14 protein-coding genes and 1 pseudogene are annotated in these 20,427 nt (G+C 46.4%); 13 read left to right on the top strand and 2 right to left on the bottom strand.

Going from position 1 to position 20,427, the window contains the following annotated elements:
• Window positions 1-86: pseudogene (locus RDK53_RS06590) on the top strand (IS200/IS605 family transposase); the annotation flags it as partial.
• 329 nt (window positions 87-415) lie between these two features.
• Here the strand turns inward: RDK53_RS06590 and RDK53_RS06585 are convergent.
• A complete protein-coding gene (locus RDK53_RS06585) occupies window positions 416-2,836 on the bottom strand; it encodes a PBP1A family penicillin-binding protein (RefSeq protein WP_308513835.1) in 2,421 nt (806 codons plus the stop codon).
• Between the two features lie 94 nt (window positions 2,837-2,930).
• Between RDK53_RS06585 and RDK53_RS06580 the strand changes: the two genes are divergently transcribed.
• From RDK53_RS06580 to RDK53_RS06570, 3 genes are read left to right on the top strand one after another with little or no spacing between them, the layout of a single operon-like run.
• Window positions 2,931-3,467 (top strand): shikimate kinase, encoded by a 537-nt coding sequence (locus RDK53_RS06580; protein ID WP_308513834.1) that lies wholly within the window; start codon window positions 2,931-2,933, stop codon window positions 3,465-3,467.
• 2 nt (window positions 3,468-3,469) lie between these two features.
• Window positions 3,470-4,552 (top strand): 3-dehydroquinate synthase, encoded by a 1,083-nt coding sequence (gene aroB / locus RDK53_RS06575; RefSeq protein ID WP_308513833.1) that lies wholly within the window; start codon window positions 3,470-3,472, stop codon window positions 4,550-4,552.
• Window positions 4,549-5,700: a deoxyguanosinetriphosphate triphosphohydrolase gene (locus RDK53_RS06570; RefSeq protein ID WP_308513832.1), complete on the top strand. Its 1,152-nt coding sequence runs from the start codon at window positions 4,549-4,551 to the stop codon at window positions 5,698-5,700. The genes aroB and RDK53_RS06570 overlap by 4 nt, the downstream gene beginning before the upstream one ends.
• A gap of 81 nt (window positions 5,701-5,781) precedes the next feature.
• Here RDK53_RS06570 and RDK53_RS06565 read toward each other — a convergent pair whose 3' ends face one another.
• Window positions 5,782-6,429 (bottom strand): LysE family translocator, encoded by a 648-nt coding sequence (locus RDK53_RS06565; protein ID WP_308513831.1) that lies wholly within the window; start codon window positions 6,427-6,429, stop codon window positions 5,782-5,784.
• A gap of 110 nt (window positions 6,430-6,539) precedes the next feature.
• Between RDK53_RS06565 and RDK53_RS06560 the strand changes: the two genes are divergently transcribed.
• From RDK53_RS06560 to RDK53_RS06520, 9 genes are all read left to right on the top strand, one after another.
• Complete coding sequence (locus tag RDK53_RS06560; protein ID WP_308513830.1) at window positions 6,540-7,445, top strand: LysR family transcriptional regulator; 906 nt, start codon at window positions 6,540-6,542, stop codon at window positions 7,443-7,445.
• Between the two features lie 251 nt (window positions 7,446-7,696).
• Entirely contained in the window at window positions 7,697-7,960 is a 264-nt protein-coding gene (locus RDK53_RS06555; protein WP_308513829.1) for a hypothetical protein, read from the top strand.
• A 252-nt stretch (window positions 7,961-8,212) separates the two neighbouring features.
• Window positions 8,213-9,196, top strand: coding sequence for a DMT family transporter (locus RDK53_RS06550; RefSeq protein ID WP_308513828.1), 984 nt, complete (start codon window positions 8,213-8,215; stop codon window positions 9,194-9,196).
• Window positions 9,197-9,331: 135 nt separating this feature from the next.
• Window positions 9,332-10,030 carry a transposase gene (locus RDK53_RS06545; RefSeq protein ID WP_308513827.1) on the top strand — a complete coding sequence of 233 codons (699 nt, stop codon included), beginning with the start codon at window positions 9,332-9,334 and terminating at the stop codon, window positions 10,028-10,030.
• 142 nt (window positions 10,031-10,172) lie between these two features.
• The gene (locus tag RDK53_RS06540) at window positions 10,173-14,849 is read left to right on the top strand and encodes a glutamate synthase-related protein (protein ID WP_308513826.1); all 4,677 of its coding nucleotides are present in this window, start codon (window positions 10,173-10,175) and stop codon (window positions 14,847-14,849) included.
• Window positions 14,850-14,851: 2 nt separating this feature from the next.
• Window positions 14,852-16,321, top strand: coding sequence for a glutamate synthase subunit beta (locus tag RDK53_RS06535; protein ID WP_308513825.1), 1,470 nt, complete (start codon window positions 14,852-14,854; stop codon window positions 16,319-16,321).
• A gap of 15 nt (window positions 16,322-16,336) precedes the next feature.
• Entirely contained in the window at window positions 16,337-16,801 is a 465-nt protein-coding gene (locus tag RDK53_RS06530; protein WP_308513824.1) for a thioesterase family protein, read from the top strand.
• Window positions 16,802-16,946: 145 nt separating this feature from the next.
• Window positions 16,947-18,464 carry an FAD-dependent oxidoreductase gene (locus tag RDK53_RS06525; protein ID WP_308513823.1) on the top strand — a complete coding sequence of 506 codons (1,518 nt, stop codon included), beginning with the start codon at window positions 16,947-16,949 and terminating at the stop codon, window positions 18,462-18,464.
• 215 nt (window positions 18,465-18,679) lie between these two features.
• Complete coding sequence (locus tag RDK53_RS06520) at window positions 18,680-20,290, top strand: AAA family ATPase (protein ID WP_308513822.1); 1,611 nt, start codon at window positions 18,680-18,682, stop codon at window positions 20,288-20,290.
• Window positions 20,291-20,427 lie beyond the last annotated feature (137 nt).

Genomic DNA, 20,427 nt, shown 5'->3' with positions numbered 1-20,427 from the left:
CTCCTTCTTATTTTGCTGCAAGTTGTGGGGGTGCACCTATTTCTATTATCAAACAGTACATTGAACAACAGAATACGCCTTACTGAAAAAATTATTATATTCGACCCTTATATCACCGTCCTAAAGGACGGTGTTTTACGGGTCGGTCTGATAAAAAATAGAATCAGCTAAAGTCTTGGCGCGCAGTCCTTATATTAGATTTTAGAAGAGCTTTTTTTTAAAACAAAAAATACCGCAGATGGTTTTGTTGCCATCTGCGGTTAAGTGCCTATTCTTTGCGAATGGCAATCCCCATTAACTAACTACCCACGAGGCTGGCCTCGCTCAAGGAGTCGAATCAAAATTGATTCAGTAAGAAGAACTATACATCAAACGAGAATAATTCTCATTTAGTTTATATAGGGATTTACCCTTATTAGAAAATTTGGCCTCGAATATTCGAATTCTGAATCAAAGCTCCTAACGGATCATTGTCTGCAGGCTGTTCATCAACACCTAAAGACGGAATCGCATCTTTACGGTTGGTGTAATAGTAATTGCCGCCTTCCTCAGTGACTCCGGAGGGCGCTTTACGAACAACTTCAGGGTCGTTCTTGACTGCAAACTTCATGTAATCAACCCAAATAGGAAGAGCTAAGCTGGCGCCTTGAGCTCGTCTGCCTAATGTTCTTGGCTGGTCATAGCCCATCCAAACGGCAGCAAGCTGCTCTCCGGCATAGCCGACAAACCAAACGTCATAAGAGTCGTTGCTGGTGCCGGTCTTCCCGCCGATGTCTCTTCTCTTTAATGTTGCTGTTGTTCGTGCTGCTGTTCCGCTGGTGGCAACGCCGTTAAGCATCTTGTGCATGATGTAGGCATTGCGCGGATCAAGTACTTCAGTTCCGGCAAGGCGTTCTGCTTCAACTGTAGACTGCATAAGAATCTTGCCGTTCGGGTCAGTAACCTTGGAGATCAAATACGGTTCGGTTCGTTTGCCGACATTAGCAAAAACCGAGAATCCTTTAACCATTTCCCAAGGTGTGACACTGCCTGCACCAAGAGCCAGAGAAAGGTGAGGTGGATGTTTGTCCGGTTCAAACCCGAATCTCTGAATAAAGTCGACGGCATATCTCGGTGTAATGGCCTGAAGAATTCTGATGGAGACGAGATTAAGAGATTTTCTTAACGCATCTTTCATCATGACAGGGCCGCTGAACTTGCCGGAGAAGTTCTTCGGATTCCATTTCTTAAAGCCGGTTTCTGACGGATCTAAGACAATAGGAGCGTCATTAATAACGGTTTGAGGAGAGAAGCCTTTCTCAATGGCTGCCGAGTAAATAAACGGCTTGAAGGAAGAACCAGGCTGTCTCCAAGCTTGAGTGACGTGGTTGAACTTGTTCAGGTTAAAGTCATAGCCGCCGACCAAGGCTTGAATGGCTCCTGTAGTGTAGTTGGTGGCAATAAATGCGGCTTCAGCTTGAGGCAGTTGAGTGATTTCCCACTCATTGTTCTTGCCGGACTGAATGCGAACGACAGAACCTTTCTCAATCTTCAGGTCAGGTTTTGCTTTAGGCTGAAGAGAATTCTTAACGAAATCAAGGTTTTTGCCTTTAATCGTGATTTGCTTGCCGGAAGAGTTCTGTACGACAACTTCTGCCGAAGAGGCTTTTAATACCACGACGGCAGGCATGTCTGCTGCTACTAAAGCCTCCTGCAGAGCATTGTTAATGTTTTGCTGGGCTGTGGCAGGATTAGATAAGTCAACCTTATCTTCCGGTCCGCGGTAGCCGCGGGAACGGTCGTAGGCCTGAACGTGGCTTCTCAAAGATTGATAAGCATAATTCTGATCTTCGGAATTGATCGTCGTATAGACGTTTAAGCCGCGGGTGTAAGTTTCCTGCTGGAACACGTCGAACATCAAGGTTCTGACCAACTCTGCAACATATTCAGCATGCAAAGAAGAATTCATCTTGGTCGGCGTCAAAGAAGATTCGGCAAGTCTGGTCAAGCGCGTTTGAATTGGAGCATCAACTTCATGCTGATATTGATCCGGCGTGATGTAGCCTAAGTCTCTCATGCGCCCGAGAACGTAGTCTCTTCTGACTTTTGCTCTCTTCGGGCTGGCGAACGGATTGTATACGGACGGTGCAGCCGGAAGACCAGCCAAAGTTGCGGCTTCTCCGATAGACAGCTGCTGAATATTTTTGCCGTAATACGTACGGCCGGCGGCTGCAAAGCCGTAAGCACGGTTGCCGAGGAAGATCTGATTCATGTAGATCTGAAGAATCTGATCTTTGGTGAGGTTGGCTTCAATCTTGAAAGCCATGGCAACTTCATAAAGTTTTCTGACGTAGCTTCTTTCGCTGGATAAGAAGAAGTTTCTGGCAACCTGCATGGTAATGGTGGAGGCGCCTTGGCTCTTTTTCCCGGAAGCAAAGTTAGCTAAAGCGGCGCGGACGAACCCTTTCGGTTCAATACCGGCATGGTGATAAAAGCCGTCATCTTCAGCAGAAATCACGGCTTGCTTTACATGAGCCGGAATCTCATCGATGGTGACGAAGTCTCTTCTTTCTTCGCCGAACTCAGCAATGAGCTTCCCATCTGCCGTCCAGACTCTCATCGGGACTTTCGGTTTGTAGTCAACTACCGTATCGATTGGCGGCAGCTGAGAGTACACAAGCGCAAAAACAAACAGGGCCAGTCCGATTCCGGCTAACGCGAGAGCAAGAATCGTAGCGATCGAATACTTAATAAAGGCAAAAAAACTCGAACCCGTCTTTTTGCGGGCGGGAGCTTTTTTCGCAGCAGCTGCTTTGGCAGGAGCTTTCTTTGGCGGAGTCTTTTTAGAAGAGAACACTGCTGAAAATATCTTAAATAGTTAAAGAAAACCAGCAAACATTATAAAATCTAAACCTCCGTATGATTATCAAGACAGCCACAATTACAGGCTTATGCATAACAATTCTGTAAAAGCTTACAAATCTATTTTTCTCATTGGAATGATGGGAGCCGGGAAATCATCATTCGGCAAATACTGCAGCAAAGAGCTTGGCTATCAGTTCGTGGATTTAGATGAAGAGCTTGAGGGCAGAACCGGCGTAAAAATTCCCGAGATTTTTGCAAAAGAAGGAGAAGAGGGTTTCCGCCGGCGCGAAACCGAACTCCTCAGAGAATTTATCGAGAAAGAAGGCTTTGTCGTGGCAACCGGAGGCGGTGTGGTTACGCGGGATGAAAACCGGGAAATCTTAAAAAATGGAAATGCCTGTGTCGTGCATTTGACGGTGTCCCCGAGAATCTGCTTTTTTAGAACACGCAACTCAAGCCGTCCTTTGCTCCAAACGGAAAATCCGATGCAGACCATCGAAAACTTGATGCGGCAAAGAGACCCTCTTTATACCGAGGTCAGAGATTTCTCGCTCGATACGGATAAGCTCAGTTTTAATCAAATGTGCAAAGAGTTGCTGAAGGAATTAGGAAAGGAAAAATAAGGATGATTTCAATCGATGTGAGCGTCAGATCAGCTCCGTACAAGATCTACCTGGGAGAAAATAGTCTTCCTCAGCTTGCCCAAGAGCTAAAAAAAATTCATCCTTCTTCAGCTCTTATTGTGACCAATACAACGGTCGGCCCCCTCTATGGAGAAAAGGTACGCAAAATCTGCAGTGAAGAGGTCCGTACCGAGTACCTCGAATTACCCGATGGAGAAGCCTTTAAAAATTGGGATTCGGTTTTTATGGTGCTGACCAAGTTAGCGGAAATGGGCGCTGACAGAAAATCAGTCGTTATCGCTTTAGGCGGCGGAGTTGTCGGAGATCTGGCCGGTTTTGCCGCTTCCATTTATATGAGAGGAATCAAATTTATTCAGGTTCCGACAACCCTTTTGGCTCAGGTAGATTCTTCCGTAGGCGGTAAAACTGGGATGAACATGGCTGCCGGTAAAAATATGATCGGATCTTTCCATCAGCCCTCTGCCGTAATCGCTGACTCTTCCGTTCTGAAAACACTTCCTGCAAGAGAAGTAAGTGCCGGTATCGGCGAAATTATTAAGCACGGTATGCTTGCGGATGCAGATTACTTTGCCGATCTCGAAGCGAATATGGAATCTTTGATGGCGCTGGACTCGGAGAAAACTGCTGAAATTGTTGCCGGTTCCTGCAAGATTAAATCAGCCGTGGTGGCTGAAGACGAAAAAGAAGCGGGAAGGCGCGCTTGTCTGAATCTCGGACATACATTCGGTCACGCCATAGAAAAACTGACCGGCTACGGAACATGGCTCCACGGCGAGGCTGTCGGCTGCGGTCTTATGCTCGCCGCAAACTTAAGTCAAAAACTCGGCAATCTGACAGAAGAAGATGTCGAGCGCGTAAGAAAATTGCTGGAAAGAGCCAACTTGCCTGTTCGAATCGAAGGCCTGTCTGTCGATGAAGCTATTAAAGCGATGAAAGGCGATAAGAAGAGCACGGGCGGCGTCATCCATTTTGTCTTGCTTAATAAGCTCGGTGAGTCATACGTTTCTGAAGTTCCGGAAGAACTGGTTCGGGAAGTTCTCGTTGAAGGAGGATATGTGGCATGATTCATGAAAATCTAGTTTTAGCTCCGTACGCTTGCCATTCTTCGGAATCTAAGGGGCGCGTTTATGCGGAAAATCCAAGTAAAACGCGCACCGAATTTCAGCGTGATCACGACAGAATCATTCATTCGGCCTCTTTCAGAAGACTGGAGTACAAAACCCAGGTCTTTATCAATCATGAAGGGGATTTATTTAGAACTCGTCTTACGCACTCTATCGAAGTTGCACAGATTGCCCGTACCGCAGCTTCAAGACTTGCTTTGAACTGCGATCTGACGGGAGCTATCGCCTTAGCTCATGATTTAGGGCATACACCCTTCGGACACGCCGGTCAAACTGCATTGAATGAATGCATGCGAATGTTCGGAGGCTTTGAACATAATCTTCAGTCCTTGCGGATCGTCGACAAGCTTGAAGAGCAGTATCCTGCTTTTGACGGTCTGAATTTGACTTGGGAAACTCGCGAAGGCATTTTGAAGCACTGCAATATTCTCAATGCTATGCGCTTGGGCGACTTGGGTAAGAGATTCTTAGAAAAAACTCAGCCGAGCTTGGAGGCTCAGCTCGTTAATATCGCCGATGCGATAGCCTATAGTACGCATGATATGGATGACGGGTTGAGATGCGGACTGTTGACGCACAAAGAACTGTTTGAGAACGTTCCGATTTACAGAAAGTTTTTTGAAGAAGTTGAGAAACAATATCCCGGCCTCCCGATCAGAAGAAGCCAGAAAGAAGTTGTCAGACGAGTGATTGGTTACTTAGTCGATGACTTAGTGACTAACAGCTCCGAAAAGATCCAAGGAGAAACCTTGAAGTCCGTGCAGGACGTCAGAAATCTTCAATACCCTCTAATCGCTTTCTCTGATGAGGGAATTGCTCAGATGAAAGTCTTGAAGAGCTATCTGATGCAAGCCCTGTATAAGCATTATCAGGTTCTTCGAGTAATGAATAAGTCTTCTCGAGTCATTCAAAAACTCTTTGAGCAATTTACCTCTTATCCCGAACTGCTTCCTCCAAACTTTTATGAAAAAGCCATTAACGGGGGCGTCCAAAGGACCGTAGCCGATTACATTGCAGGAATGACCGACCGCTACGCTGTTAAGGAATATGAGAGAGTGTTTAATCCTTCCTACGAAGCATCAAATTAAACAAAAAGAAAAGGCTGATTGAAACGGTCAGCCTGATGAAGTTGGTGCCGGATGAAGATTAATCTCCCGCCTTGTCTTTGCCTAAACGAGTCCGTAAAGATGGAGCATCACGGAGCCGCCGATACCCCAGAAAAGAAAGGCACTTATCTTATTAAGGTAGAAAGAGAATTTCGGTCCCATCCATCTGTCGGATGCCATTGCAGCGCTGTAGCTGTAGCCGATATGAACCAACCAGCAGATACCGACAAAGAGCGCGATAAGAATGGTAATTTGCGGCAGGTACGCTTGCTTCGGATCAATAAACTGAGGCATCAATGAAAGCAGAAAAACAATCAACATAGGATTGGTCATCTGCAAAACCGCGGCGCTGGCAAGGATGTTCCAGTTTCTTGTCTTTTGTTCTGCCGGATCCAATGGTGTCCCGAGACGATCTTTGAGAGCAATGGTTGGAGCCTTCCAGCTCTTCCAGCCAAACCAAGCCATGAGGAGACACCCGGCAGTCTGCAGTCCGTAGAAAAGAACAGGACTGTTATTAATCACTGCGCCCATGCCGCTGGCGGCAATGACGGACATGACGGCTACGCCGATGGCATTGCCTGTCGGTGACATAAAGGCATTTTTTACGCCGTAATTGACGGCATTGTGTAGGGTGTATAAAACGCCCGCACCCGGAGTAACGCAGGTGATGAAAACAACAACTAAAAAAAGACCTAATGTGCTGAGGGACATGATTTTTCTTCTCTCCTTGTACGAAAAAAGTGTAGAAAAGAAAATTGCCGTTTCAAGCTTTCAGTGATTAAACTTTCTAAACACAGTGTTCAAACAGACTGACCGCAACCATGGCACATCATTTCGATCACAAAACTATCCGCCAGCTCCTGCTTTTTGCGGTGGTAGCCGAGAATCAAAGCGTAAGAAAAGCAGCGGCTAAGCTGAACTTATCGGTTCCTTCTTTGCTTAACCAACTCAATGAGTTAGAACAAAATCTGAATTTGAAATTTTTACGGCGTTCGCCGAGAGGAGTTTCGCTGACCGAAGAAGGCAAAGCCGCACTTCCTTCTATTGAGCGTTTTATAACGCAGGCCGAGCAGCTCTACTATTCCTTAAATCAAATGCGGGAAGATTCTTGCGGAATTTTGACGGTTGGTGCTAATGCGGAAGCGATGCTCTTCTGGGTACCGGACTTTAAAAAACAGGTCAAGGCAGACTTTCCGAAGATTGAGATTTTTACAAAAGAAGTCGACTCGCGCGATGTAGAAATTGAGGTTTCCGAAGGTTTAATTAGTTTCGGTATCGGTCTTTTTAAGGACTTGGATGATAAGCGGCTGAGGCTGATTCCATTACGCCGGGAGCGGCCGATTATTCTATTGCCCAAGGGGCATCGGCTAACGGCAAACCGAGAAATCTTCCTGAAAGATTTACGAAATGAGGAGTTTGTTTTTCATCGAAGAGAAGTGGCGTCTAAATATTTTGACGAACTGGTGCGTATATGCGAAAACATAGGCGGCTTTACACCTCGAATCTGCCATGAAGTGCAGTCTAGTTCTCGACAGATGGCCTATGTGAGCTGCGGGCAAGGTATTGCCATGTTAGGAGAATCTTTCAAAGACTGGATACCTAAGAATATTGTCGCTAGACCAATCGTTGATGCTCCGGCGCAAATTCAATTGTCGTTGGTCTGGAATCCCTTGATTCCTTCCTCTATTCGTGATCTGGTTCTAAACAAGTTAACTTCAAATCAGTGAGAAACACGGAGAGCCTTGGCGGATATATAAGCGGCAAAGATAATCCTACGCGGACGAGCTTCGAAAATTTGTGCACTACCGAGGAACAAATGCACTAGAAAAGTGCTTCTTGGTTGAAGAAAGTTAGCGGATATTTTTGTCCGTTCCTCTGGAAGACTCATGCTGGGCGCGCTTGACCAATACTTGGCATGATTTTTGCATACGGTTGAATAAATTCTTATGTCCGTTTTCTATTCCGCGAGGAGAAGTCAGTGATTAAAACCGCCGATGATGTAGAGGATGCATTTAAAGACGGGAAGTTTTCAATTTTCAATGTTCTTTGGTGCAGCTTCTTGAGCCAAGAGCATTGCGTTTCCGTTCCTGGCTCTGTTTTTGATGAAAATAAATGCGAAGACAGCCATGCTTTTGATGGAGCCTTTTTCTGGGCTTGGAAAGCTACTGAGGCCTGCGCCCCGCTTCGGATGCAAGCATCTAAAGAGCAAGAATGGATCCTTCAGCAGTTCACAATTTTTTGACAACGGCGGTCGTTTCTTAGAACCAGCATCGGGCTTATCTGGAAGGCCAACGGCACGATGTTGAAAGAATCATGTTTGTTGTAACGCTAGACGAATTTGGGATGAAGTTCTCCCAGTCAAAGTCTTCTAAACCAAACTTTCCGGCGCAGCTTTTAAAACTTATTTTGTATCCGTAATGCCGGAAGATTGGATTACAACTTATAGAAATGACCTTATTCAAACTGAACTAATAACCTTAAATCTCAATAAATTATGTCTAATACTTTAAAAGGAGTGCTGCTTGCTTCTTTTGCCGGCTGGTGCTGGGGAAGCATGGCAGTTTGTGCTCAATTCTTATTCGATTCCTGTGGATTTGTTTCTTCTGATTTAACTACGTTGCGATTATTTGGCTCTGGAATCTGCCTTTTACTTCTGTATGCGGCAACCACTAGAAAAAGTATCTTCTCGCCTTTCAGTGACTTGCGGAACCTCAGAGACGTAATTATTTACGGCTTAGGTGTCTTGTTGATTCAATGGACTTTTTTTAAGGCTATTTCCGTTAGTAATGCAGGGATAGCCGCTCTCATGGTCGGTTTTGGTCCGTTGTTCATTATCTTTTATTTTGTGCTGATGAAAGGAAGAAAACCATCCTTTAAAGAAATACTCTGTTTATTTTTGGCTTTAATTGGAATCTCTCTTCTGGTGACTAAAGGAAATTTTAGAATTTCCGATTTGTCGTGGGGAGGCTGCCTCTGGGGATTGGCCTCAGCAGCTTGCGGTGCCTTTTGTACCGTTCAACCCAAGAAGGCTATTGAAAGAGCAGGAGTTTCATTTGTTGTCGGCTGGGGAATGCTTATCGGAGGTTTGATTGCAATGTGCTTTACTCCGCTCTTTAATGACAATGTTCAATGGAATATCTCGTCATTCCTAGCTTATGCTCAGATTGTTCTTTTCGGAACGGTTGCCGCTTTCTGGTGTTATCTAAAAAGTACGGAATACGTTCTTCCATCTATTTCAGCAATTCTTGCTTCCTTCGAACCATTCTCGGCGGTTTTGCTTTCCGTTATCTTCTTGAACTCTTCCTTCAATGCTTATGAGTTAATTGGAGGTGCGGCTATTGTCGCGAATATGATTATCCTTTCCTGGCCGAAAAAAACAACAACTTCAAGCCAGACCAATCAATCCGTATCGGCGGAAAAAATATCAACGGCCAATGCACCTGAAAAAGAACTTCTCAGGAAGTCGGAACTATGTTAAGGCAAGCTCTTCTTGGGAGATTCTGTATCAGCTAATGATTCTGTGCCAGCAGCCGTCTCTTCAAGTATCGACTCAAAGCATGGAAAACTCGCTACAATTAAGTACTAAAATTAGTGACAGATTAAAGGAAGTTTCATGGCCCGATTAGCCAGACTCTCTCTCCCAAGCCAAGTTCATTATGTCCGCGTTTACGGTGCAGCGGACATTTCTTTGATGCCGATGCTTGAAGATTTGGATGCGATGCTGAGCTTATTTTCCAAGGTTGTATCTTTGCATCATGTGGATATGACAGGCTATGCCATCCTCCCTTCTCAAATAGACTTTCTAATTACGCCTAGAAATTCTGCAGAGGATGTGTCTAAGTTTACGCAAGCCTTCTGCCGTTTGTATTCGCGTTATTTCAATGATGCTTATCGCCGTTCGGGAGCGCTTTGGCATGGAAGATTCCGCTCTTGCGTGGTTCAAGGCAAGAACCGCTGTTTAAATGCACTGCTTTATATGGAGTGGCTGCCGGAGACAAAAGGTTATCAGGAAGCGGTTTTATACCCTTGGTCAAGCTACAGTCATCATGCCGGCCTGAGGAATGACTACTTTATGGCCCCCGGAAAAGAATATTGGGGTTTGGGCAATACTCCTTTTGAGCGTCAGAAAGCTTATAAAGTTTTATTCCCCGGAGGATATCCCAAGAGAGAAGGGGAAGATTTAGAAAAGCATCTGATCAGAGGATGGCCTTGGGCCGATCGGGAATTTCTATTAGAAAACCACGTTGAACCCAGCAGAATCTGGCCTGAAAGAGGCCGAGGAAGACCTCGAAAATCTGAAATTTCCGATTAATATGTCCCTATTTAAATAAGGTAGTCCTTACGGATTATAAATAAGAGGGACAGTTTAATAAAACTTTTGGCATTTAATGCTCCTAATTGGTTTACATTCGATTACGTTGATAAAAAACTCTCGAACAATTAGGAGCATCCCCATGACAAACATTCAGGAGATCCGTCAAAGGGCTGAGAAATTTGGACTGTATGAGTCTAAATTTGAACATGATGCCTGCGGACTCGGTTTTGTGGCTAGTGTTAAAGGAATACCAAGCCACGAAATTGTCCAACAGGCATTGATGATTCTTCAGAATTTGGATCACCGCGGTGCGGTCGGCGCCGACCCGCTGCTTGGCGACGGCGCAGGCATCTTGATTCAGATTCCTGACCAATTCTTCCGCACCGAAATGGCCAAGCAGAATATTCTGCTTCCTCAGCCCGGCGATTACGGCGTGGGTATGATTTTCCTTCCGCGAGAACATGCTTCCCGCAGAGCCTGTGAACAGGAAATCGAAAGAACCGTTAAAGCCGAAGGTCAAGTCCTTCTCGGATGGAGAGATGTTCCGGTTAACGAAAATATCGAACTCTCCGAAACCGTCCGCAAAGCTGCTCCCGTTATCCGACAAATCTTTATCGGCCGCGGCGCAGATGTCATGGTGCCGAATGCTCTCGAAAGAAAGCTCTACGTTATCCGCAAGCTCGCCGGCCATAAAATCCAAGCCTTAAACTTGAAGCACGGCAAGGAATTTTATGTTCCTTCCATGTCTACCAGAACTATCGTGTACAAAGGGCTGCTCCTTGCTCATCAAGTGGGCCTCTACTACAACGATTTGATGGATGCCAGACTGACCTCCGCGATTGCTTTGGTTCACCAACGCTTCTCCACTAACACCTTCCCGAGCTGGGAGTTGGCTCATCCCTACAGAATGGTAGCCCACAACGGTGAAATCAATACCGTCAAAGGCAATTTCAATTGGCTGCGTGCCCGTGAAAGAACCGTTGCTTCCAATGTATTAGGCGATGACGTCAAGAAACTTCTTCCGATTATTTACGAAGGTCAGAGTGATACGGCATGCTTAGACAACATGCTTGAACTTCTTGTCATGAGCGGTTATCCGCTGGCCCAAGCCGTGATGATGACAATCCCGGAAGCTTGGGAACAAGCTTCCCAAATGAAGCCGGGCCAGAAAGATTTTTATGAATACTATGCCGCCATGCTCGAGCCTTGGGACGGTCCCGCCGCTATCTGTTTTACCGACGGTGTAAGAATCGGTGCCACCTTAGACAGAAACGGTCTGCGTCCTGCAAGATATTTGCTGACCACCGACGATATTGTTATCTTGGCATCTGAGGCCGGAACACTCCCGATCCCGGAAAGCAAGATCAAGAAAAAATGGCGTCTGCAGCCGGGCAAGATGTTCCTTGTCGATACGGAACAAGGCAGAATCGTCGAGGACGAAGAAATTAAACGTCAGTTCGCTTTAGCTAATCCGTACAAAGAATGGACCAAGCGCCTTAACATCCATCTCTCCGACATTGTTGCGCCCGATCCGATCCCGGAACACAATCCGGTTCCTTTGCAGCAAAGACAAAAGGCTTTCGGCTACACGGAAGATGATTTGAAGTTCGTCCTCTTCCCGATGGCAGAAAAAGGCCAGGAACCTCTCGGTTCTATGGGCAACGATACGCCTCTAGCCATGCTCTCTAAGAAGTCTAAGCCGCTTTATCAATATTTCCGTCAACTGTTTGCGCAGGTCACAAATCCGCCGATTGACCCTATTCGCGAACAATTGGTGATGTCCTTGATTTCTTTCGTAGGCCCGAGACCGAATCTTCTCGATATCAACAACGTTAATCCGCCTCTTCGTTTGGAACTTTCTCAGCCGATTCTCGGCTTTAATGAAATTGCCAAGATGCGTCAAATCGAGAAGTACACCAACGGCAAGTTCAAGTCCTATGAGTTGGATATCACTTATCCGGCAGAATGGGGTGCGGAAGGCGTAGAAGCACGATTGGCTTCCATCTGCGCCAGAGCCGTGGATGCCATCCAAAACGGCAACAACATTATTATCGTGACTGACCGCAGAGTCGACAAAGATCGTGTTGCAATCCCGGCTCCTTTAGCCATCAGCGCCTTGCATCAGCATTTGATTAAAAACGGTTTGCGCATGGAGACCGGTATCATCGTTGAAACCGGCAGCGCAGTGCAAACCCATCACATGGCTTTATTAGCCGCTTTCGGTGCCGAGGCCATCCATCCGTACTTGGCTCTGGAGACGCTCAAGAAGCACTACAAGGGCAACACGGAAATCGATCCGGAAGCTGCAATTCAAAACTACATCAAGGCTATCGGGAAAGCCTTTAAGAAGATCATGAGTAAGATGGGTATCTCAACTTATATGAGTTACCGCGGCGCTCAGATTTTTGAGGCATTGGGCTTGGAAAAAGCTTTCGTTGATCGCTACTTCCCCGGAACCAGCTGCAAAGTCGGCGGTTTGGGCATTTTTGATGTGATGCAGGAAGCCGTCAACGATCACGAAAATGCTTTCAAGATCCCGACCAAGGGCAAACTTCTTCCCGAATCCGGCGAATACAACTGGCGCTCCCGCGGAGAGGAACACATGTGGACGCCGGAGGCAATTTATAAGCTTCAGCATGCCGCACGTTCTAACTCTTATCAGACATACAAGGAATACGCCGAAATCATCAATGATCAGAGTCAGCGTCAGATGACTCTCAGAGGATTGATGGAATTTGAAGTGAATCCGGCCAAAGCCATTCCGGTAGATGAAGTGGAACCGGCTTCTGAAATCGTTAAGCGCTTTGCTACCGGCGCAATGTCTTTAGGTTCCATTTCCGCTGAAGCCCACGCTTGCTTGGCTATTGCGATGAACCGCATCGGCGGCAAGAGCAACACCGGTGAAGGCGGCGAAGATCCGAAGCGTTACGCAGCGGAGATGAAAGCCGGCAAGCCCATCATTGAAGACGGCGACAGCTTGAAGAAGATTCTTGGAGAGGATCGCATTGTGGTGGATATTCCGCTTAAGAAAGGCGATTCTCTGCGTTCAAGAATTAAACAGGTCGCCAGCGGCCGTTTCGGTGTCACCGCTCAGTACCTCAACAGTGCCGATCAGATTCAGATCAAGATGAGCCAGGGTGCAAAACCCGGTGAAGGCGGTCAGCTTCCGGGTCATAAAGTTTCTGAATATATTGCTCAGCTGCGCTACTCCGTGCCGGGCGTTGGTTTGATTTCTCCACCGCCGCACCATGATATTTATTCTATCGAAGACTTGGCTCAGCTCATTCGCGATTTGAAGATGGCTAACGATAGAGCCTCCATCAGCGTCAAGCTCGTGAGCGAACAGGGCGTTGGTACCGTGGCTGCCGGTGTAGCAAAAGCTAAAGCAGATCACATTGTTATTGCCGGGCATGACGGCGGAACCGGAGCCTCTCCGCTTTCTTCCATCAAGTTTGCCGGGACTCCGTGGGAGTTGGGTTTGGCAGAAACTCAGCAGACTTTGGTTCTTAATGGTTTGAGAGATCGAGTCCGCGTCCAAGTTGACGGTCAGATCAAGACAGGCCGTGACGTTGTTGTCGGTGCTCTTCTCGGGGCCGATGAGTTTGGTTTTGCAACGGCACCGTTGGTTGTCGAAGGCTGTCTCATGATGAGAAAGTGCCATCTCAATACTTGTCCCGTTGGTATTGCTACACAAGACCCGGTTCTGCGCAAGAGATTCAAAGGCCAGCCTGAGCATGTCATCAACTATTTCTTCTTCGTTGCCGAAGAGGTCAGAGAACTCATGGCCAGCTTGGGAGTAAGAAAGTTCGAAGAGTTAGTCGGCCGCGTAGAACTCTTGAAACAGAAAGAAATGGACCTTGCTAAATGCGGTAAGGTCGATCTTTCCCGCATCCTGTATGTTCCTGAAGAATCCGATCCAAAGAAAAAGCGTCATAGCATCGACATTCCTCACGGGCTTGAAAAAGAATTGGATTTCCAGTTGCTTGATGCCTGCAAGCCGGCTTTAGAAAAGGGTCAGAAAGTCAGCTTCATTTCTCCGGTTAAGAATATCCACCGCTGTGTCGGAACAAAGATTTCTTCCGAAGTTGTCAGACGTTACGGCGATGAAGCTCTCCCGGACGATACGATCCACATCCAGCTTACCGGCACCGCCGGACAGTCCTTGGGCGCTTTCTTAGTCAAAGGCGTTACTTTGGATCTCGTCGGGGAGGGCAATGACTATGTCGGTAAAGGCTTGTCCGGCGGACGAGTTATCGTCAGATGTCCGACGGATTTCCGCGGCAAGGGCGAGGAAAATATCATTGCCGGTAATACCGTTCTCTACGGTGCAACCAGCGGTGAAGCTTTCTTTAACGGCATTACCGGGGAACGTTTTGCGGTCAGATTGTCCGGAGCCTCCGCAGTAGCAGAAGGGGTCGGCAATCACGGATGTGAGTATATGACGGGCGGTACCGTGGTTGTGCTCGGTGAAGTCGGCAGAAACTTCGCAGCCGGTATGTCCGGCGGTGTGGCCTATGTGTATGACAAGGAAGGTACATTTGCTTCTAACTGCAACATGGAAAGCGTTGAGTTGGAATCCGTCATGAGTTCTAAGGAACAGCTTGTTTCCGGCGAACCGTCCACCTGGCATCTGGGCAAAACTGACGAAGAAATTCTTCTCGATCAGATTGAGAAGCACTTCAAGTACACCGGAAGCCAGAGAGCAAGAGAAATTTTGGATGACTGGAACAGTGCCCGTCAGAAATTTATCAAGGTCTTCCCGAAAGAATATAAACAAGCCCTTATCAAGGGACTCGCTCGCCCCGCAGGAGTTTAATCATGGGTAAAACAACAGGATTTTTAGAATTTGAACGCCTCGAACAAGAGCACGAGCCGGCAGTACAGAGAAAAACACATTTCCGTGAATTCATTACGCCGCTCAATCCCAAGGAAGCAAAGCAGCAGGCGGCTCGCTGCATGGATTGCGGAACGCCGTTCTGTACGTTCAGCTGTCCTTTGCACAACATTGCGCCGGATTTTAACGACCTGGTCTATAAGGAAGACTGGGAAGCCGCTTACGAGGTTCTTTCCTCAACGAATAGTTTTCCGGAATTTACCTCTCGTGTCTGTCCTGCTCTTTGCGAAAACGGCTGTGTTCTTAACTACACCAGCAAGCCGATGGGCGTAAAGTCGGTGGAGCGTGCAATTATTACTCACGCTTGGAACCAGGGTTGGGTCAAGCCGCAAATACCTGCTCAGCTTAACGGCAAGTCCGTTGCCGTTATCGGCAGCGGCCCTTCCGGCTTGGCTTGTGCACAGCAGCTTGCCAGAAAAGGCTACTCTGTGACAGTTTTTGAGAAGAACAGCAAAGCCGGTGGATTGCTTCGCTTCGGTATTCCTGACTTCAAGCTGGATAAGACCGTCATTGAGCGCAGAATCAATCAGATGGAAGCCGAAGGTGTGCAATTCAGATACAACACCTATATTGGCACCGGGGCAGCCCCTAAGGGCATCTGGTCTGACGCAGAAAAACATGTGGATCCTGCCGAACTTCTTCGTGATTTTGATGCGGTTGTTCTTGCTATCGGTTCGGAAGAGCCTCGCGATTTGCCGGTAAAAGGCAGAAAAGGTGCAGGAGTTCACTTCGCTATGGAGTATTTGCCTCGTCAGAACAAGATCAATGATGAAGTCTCGGTCAAAGAAGAAATCAACGCTAAGAACAAGAAAGTGCTGATTATCGGCGGCGGGGATACCGGCAGCGACTGTTTGGGAACGGCCGTTCGGCAGGGAGCCGCTGAAATTCTTCAGATCGACTTGGGCCCGCGTCCAAGCGCAGAGTACGACAAGATGAAAGTTTGGCCGCTTTGGCCTCGTATTCTGAGAACCTCCACTTCACATGAAGAAGGCGGCGAAAGAGACTGGGCCATTATGACCAAAGAGTTTATCCGCGATAAAAAGGGTGAACTCAAGGGTATCAAGGCGGTACGTCTGAATTGGTCAACCGATCCGGTTACTAAGAGACCGAAGTTTGAAGAAATTCCGGGTTCTGAGTTTGAAATCGAAGTCGACTTAGCTATCTTGGCTATGGGCTTCCTCCATCCGAATCAAGAGGTTTTGGAAGCCTTCGGCGTTGAGACGGATCCTCGAGGCAATGCCCGCGCACAGTATGAAGGAGTAAACTCGTTCTCTACAAATGTGCCTAAGGTCTTTGCGGCAGGGGACTGCCGAAGAGGGCAGAGCTTAGTGGTTTGGGCACTTGCGGAAGGACGCCGTTGTGCCGAAGCGGTGGACCGTTATTTAAACGCTTAGTGAAAAAGGAACGGAATGAACAGAGTATTTGCCTATCCAATTGTTGTCGGACCGGAGTCTATTGATGTGATGAAGCACACCAACAACAAGGAATATCTCAGATGGATGGAAGAAGCCGCTACCGCACACTCTTCGCTCCTCGGTTGGGACACCGAGAGATATTTCAAAATCGGACAGGCATTTGTGGCCAAGGCGCACTGGATCGAATATCTGCGTCCGACTTTCTTAGGCGACAGACTGACGATGTACACCTGGGTGGAAAACATGCAGGATAAGACGAGCTTACGCCGCTTTTATCTCATGAGGGATAAGAAGGTATGCATGCTTGGGGCCACCCAGTGGGCTTTTATCGATATCGAGACGGGGCGCGGCCAAAGTATTCCGGAAGAGGTTTCTTCTTCTTTCTTTTGTGTTCCCAGCAGCGACAAAGAGCTGAAAGAGCTCGGAATAAAAACGATTTTGTTCAAAGCCGCAATTTAACGCCTTTTTGTAAGAAGGACCTGGTTGCCATTGAGGTTTTCCAGGTCTTTTTTCTGGTCGCTTTTCAAAGTGTTAGCTGTTTTACATAGTCGGAAAAGTGACTTTGTTAATCTTCTCTCATATCTCAAGAACAAGGAGAAGATCAATGAATAAACCCGTCGTAACAGCATTAGCTGCCGCTCTTGCTATCAGTTTGGGAACAATCTCTTATGCAGCTGACCACAAGGTCAACACGGACTTGGTCGTTGTGGGAGCCGGTTCCGCTGGCTTGAGCGCAGCTGTTCAAGGTGCGGAATTAGGCAAGAAGGTTGTTCTTCTTGAAAAGAATCCGTTTGTAGGCGGCAATTCTCAGCATGCCGAAGGCTTGTTTGCTGTCGATTCCGAATGGAACCGTCTTCGCGGTGATCCTTTGACACGCCAGCAGGCTTATGAAGCCTTTATTCAAAAGCAAAACCATATGGTTGATCCATACAAAAATAAAGACTTTGTAGAAGGTTCTGCTGAAAATATTGAATGGCTGGCTTCCCATGGCATCGAGTTTGAAGTCAGACGCGAAACTCCGTTGAAAGATAATACCTGGCATATTATTAAGAACTTCAAAGGCACAGACCATGGTGCCGGCCTGATTAAAGGCTTGAAAGAAGCCGCTGACAAACTTGGCGTAGATACAAAACTTGCTACTCCGGCCGTTGATTTAATTACCAAAGACGGCAAGGTTGTAGGCGTTGTTGCCAAGGATGCTAAAGGCGACACTTACACTATCAACTCTAAGGCAGTGATTCTTGCTTCCGGAAGCTTCGGTGACGATCCTCAGAAAGTAAAAGAGTGGGGACACAGAGATCCTGAAGGCTGGAAGTCTTCCGTTCCCGTCAATAAGACCGGCGACGGCATCGTCATGGCTATGAAAGCCGGTGCTGAAAGAGGTCCTGTCAGCTTCATCGGCCACTTAGGAACCGAAGGCAAAGGCATTAAGTTCTTAAGCAACTTGTACGGTGTTTCTTGGCAGCCGGGAAATTTGTGGGTTAACAGATTGGGTCAGCGCTTTACTGACGAATCTACCTGCAACGCCTTCAGTGAAGCTGCAAACGCAATTTACGTACAACCGGGTCACTACGGCTGGGCTATCTTTGATGAAAACACCGTCGAGTATTTGATGAACAAAGGTGCTGATTCCGGTATCGGCGTATTGGTTCCAATCGGAACGAAGTACACCAATCTGAAGAACGACATCAAAGACGCATTGGCAGCTGACAGCGACGGCTTCAAAGAGGCGGATTCCGTTGCTGCTATGGCTAAGGCTATTAACGTTCCGGCAGAAACTCTCGAAAAGACAGTCGCTGAGTACAACAAGACATGCGAACTCCAGCATGATCCGATGTTCTTGAAGGATCGCCGTTATCTCAGACCGCTTACCGGCAAGAAACTCTATGCGTTGAAGCTTAAATCCTATTTCTTCAGCGCCTATGGCGGCTTGATTACTAACAGAGACCATCAAGTTTTAACAAAAGACAGCAAACCAATTCCGGGTCTTTATGCTGCAGGCTTGGAAGTTTCCAACATGGTTGGCCCAACATATCCGGACTTCTTCTCCGGCCATGCTTTCGGATTTGCTTCTTATTCCGGCCGCCATGCCGCTAAGAATGCTGTTGAAGCCATGAAGTAATTTTTGTTCTCTGATTAGAAACCGCTTCTGAGGGCCTACGTGGATGGTCAGAAGCGGTTTTTTCTTGCGAACAGAAATATTTTTAAGGACGAGTTGGGGTAGTAAGAGAAAAAGTTTGTTAAAGGAGATACCTAGGAAAAGTCTTCAATGAATTACGACAATCTAATAACTTCACTACAATCATGTTGTGGAGAACTACAAAAGATCGTGAACCCATGAATGAATTAAAGCCGCTTCCGTTGGGAAACTCATCGTTTCCAAGAATTCGAGTAACAGACCAGATCTATGTAGATAAAACTCGCTTGATTTTTGATTTAGCCTCAAAGGCGGAGAAGTTTTTTTTAGCACGTCCTAGAAGATTCGGAAAATCTCTTTTGATTTCGACTTTTGAATCTTTGTTCAAATATGGACTGAGAGACTTCCAAGGGTTGGAAATTGAAAAGCTATGGAAAGAAAAAAATACATTCAATGTGGTTAGGATCGATTTCTTGGAAATTAAGAATTACCTTTCTGCGGATGATTTTTCTTCAAAATTAGATTCACTTTTAGTGAGAAGGTTTCAAGAATTTGGATTTGTTTATGCTCCCAATCCTCTTTCTTCCCCAATAGATCAAATTTCTGATTGGTTAAGGAGGCAGCCTGTTAATTCCTTTGTCATTTTGATTGATGAATATGATTCACCACTTACTGCCTGTCTGAATGACAAGAAGTTATTTGAAAAAGTTCGAAGTCGATTGGCTGAGTTCTACTCCGCTCTCAAGTCAAATGATGAACAAATTCGCTTTTTGTTCATTACAGGAATAACAAAGTTTAGTAAAACTAGTATTTTTTCGGAACTTAATAACCTATCTGATATTTCCTTAGATCACAAATATAGTAACCTTTTAGGTTACACCTCAGAGGAGATAAGAAGTTACTTTGGTGGATATTTAAGGAGAGCCGCAGATACAGTACAAATTTCTCCCCAAGAGCTCTTTCTGGAATTGATAAAGCATTATGACGGCTTTTGTTTTGATAGGTTAGTTTCGGAACACGTCTTTGCTCCCTGGTCTGTTTTAAAATTTTTATCCTCTCCGGAGAACGGCTTTATTGACTACTGGTTTGAAAGCGGAGGAAAACCGACGGCGTTAACCCAATACTTCAAATCACATGCTATGGCAGATCCGGCTCAATTTGACAAGGAGAAACTTGTTCCTTTCTCCGAGTTGACTGGTTCATCGGATGCAGAGACATTATCTGACGTTGCTCTTCTAACCCAAGCAGGATACTTAACGTTGAAGAAAATTGTCGGCTCAACTGCTTATGTCGGATATCCGAATGTTGAGGTGAAGAAGGCTATGGCCTTGTTGTACACAGGACAGCTGCTTTCATCTAAAACGGTTGAACAGGTTGGAGCGGACAATATTGCATATCGCTTATCGACTGAAAATCCGGAATCTATTGTTCATCTTCTGAACTGTTTATTCCGCTCCATTGATTATCAAAGATATCCTGTTAAGGATGAATACAGCCTCCGTGCTTTTGTTCAAGTGTTTTTTGCGGGCGCAGGTCTTGAAGCACGAGCGGAAGTTCACAACCACCTAGGGCGCAGTGACCTAGAAGTTAAGGCTGGCAGCAGATATTGGGTTATGGAATTTAAATGTGCGGAAAGAGCGGAGAATGTCTCAAGGAAGCTGGAAGAAGCTGTTTCTCAGCTGAATGAAAAGAATTATGGTCTTCAAAGACGTGACGCAGAAATTATCCGTCTCGCCTTGGTATTCAGTCTCGAGAAAAGAGAATTTGTAAAATGGAAGTCGCTAGAGGATTTTGAAAAAACTGCTGACTAAAAATCTTGTCAGCTTCTCTAATTGGCACGAAACGTTGCAATTGAAAAGAAATCTATTTGTTGTGTTTCATCTAGACGAGAAACTCTTTGTATACATCAGATCAAAATCGACAAATCCGGATGGTAGATTCATTCAGA

The organism is uncultured Turicimonas sp., assembly GCF_902477955.1.
GTDB lineage: Bacteria > Pseudomonadota > Gammaproteobacteria > Burkholderiales > Burkholderiaceae_F > Turicimonas.
Note: the sequence above shows the minus strand (reverse complement) of the source record. Positions and strands in the feature narration are given on the sequence as shown.

Coding starts and splice junctions, on each gene's coding strand:
- RDK53_RS06550 (WP_308513828.1), top strand. CDS start 8,213: ATGTCTAATACTTTAAAAGGAGTGCTGCTTGCTTCTTTTGCCGGCTGG.
- RDK53_RS06540 (WP_308513826.1), top strand. CDS start 10,173: ATGACAAACATTCAGGAGATCCGTCAAAGGGCTGAGAAATTTGGACTG.
- RDK53_RS06525 (WP_308513823.1), top strand. CDS start 16,947: ATGAATAAACCCGTCGTAACAGCATTAGCTGCCGCTCTTGCTATCAGT.
- RDK53_RS06535 (WP_308513825.1), top strand. CDS start 14,852: ATGGGTAAAACAACAGGATTTTTAGAATTTGAACGCCTCGAACAAGAG.
- RDK53_RS06545 (WP_308513827.1), top strand. CDS start 9,332: ATGGCCCGATTAGCCAGACTCTCTCTCCCAAGCCAAGTTCATTATGTC.
- RDK53_RS06570 (WP_308513832.1), top strand. CDS start 4,549: ATGATTCATGAAAATCTAGTTTTAGCTCCGTACGCTTGCCATTCTTCG.
- RDK53_RS06565 (WP_308513831.1), bottom strand. CDS start 6,429: ATGTCCCTCAGCACATTAGGTCTTTTTTTAGTTGTTGTTTTCATCACC.
- RDK53_RS06560 (WP_308513830.1), top strand. CDS start 6,540: ATGGCACATCATTTCGATCACAAAACTATCCGCCAGCTCCTGCTTTTT.
- aroB (WP_308513833.1), top strand. CDS start 3,470: ATGATTTCAATCGATGTGAGCGTCAGATCAGCTCCGTACAAGATCTAC.
- RDK53_RS06580 (WP_308513834.1), top strand. CDS start 2,931: ATGCATAACAATTCTGTAAAAGCTTACAAATCTATTTTTCTCATTGGA.
- RDK53_RS06530 (WP_308513824.1), top strand. CDS start 16,337: ATGAACAGAGTATTTGCCTATCCAATTGTTGTCGGACCGGAGTCTATT.
- RDK53_RS06520 (WP_308513822.1), top strand. CDS start 18,680: ATGAATGAATTAAAGCCGCTTCCGTTGGGAAACTCATCGTTTCCAAGA.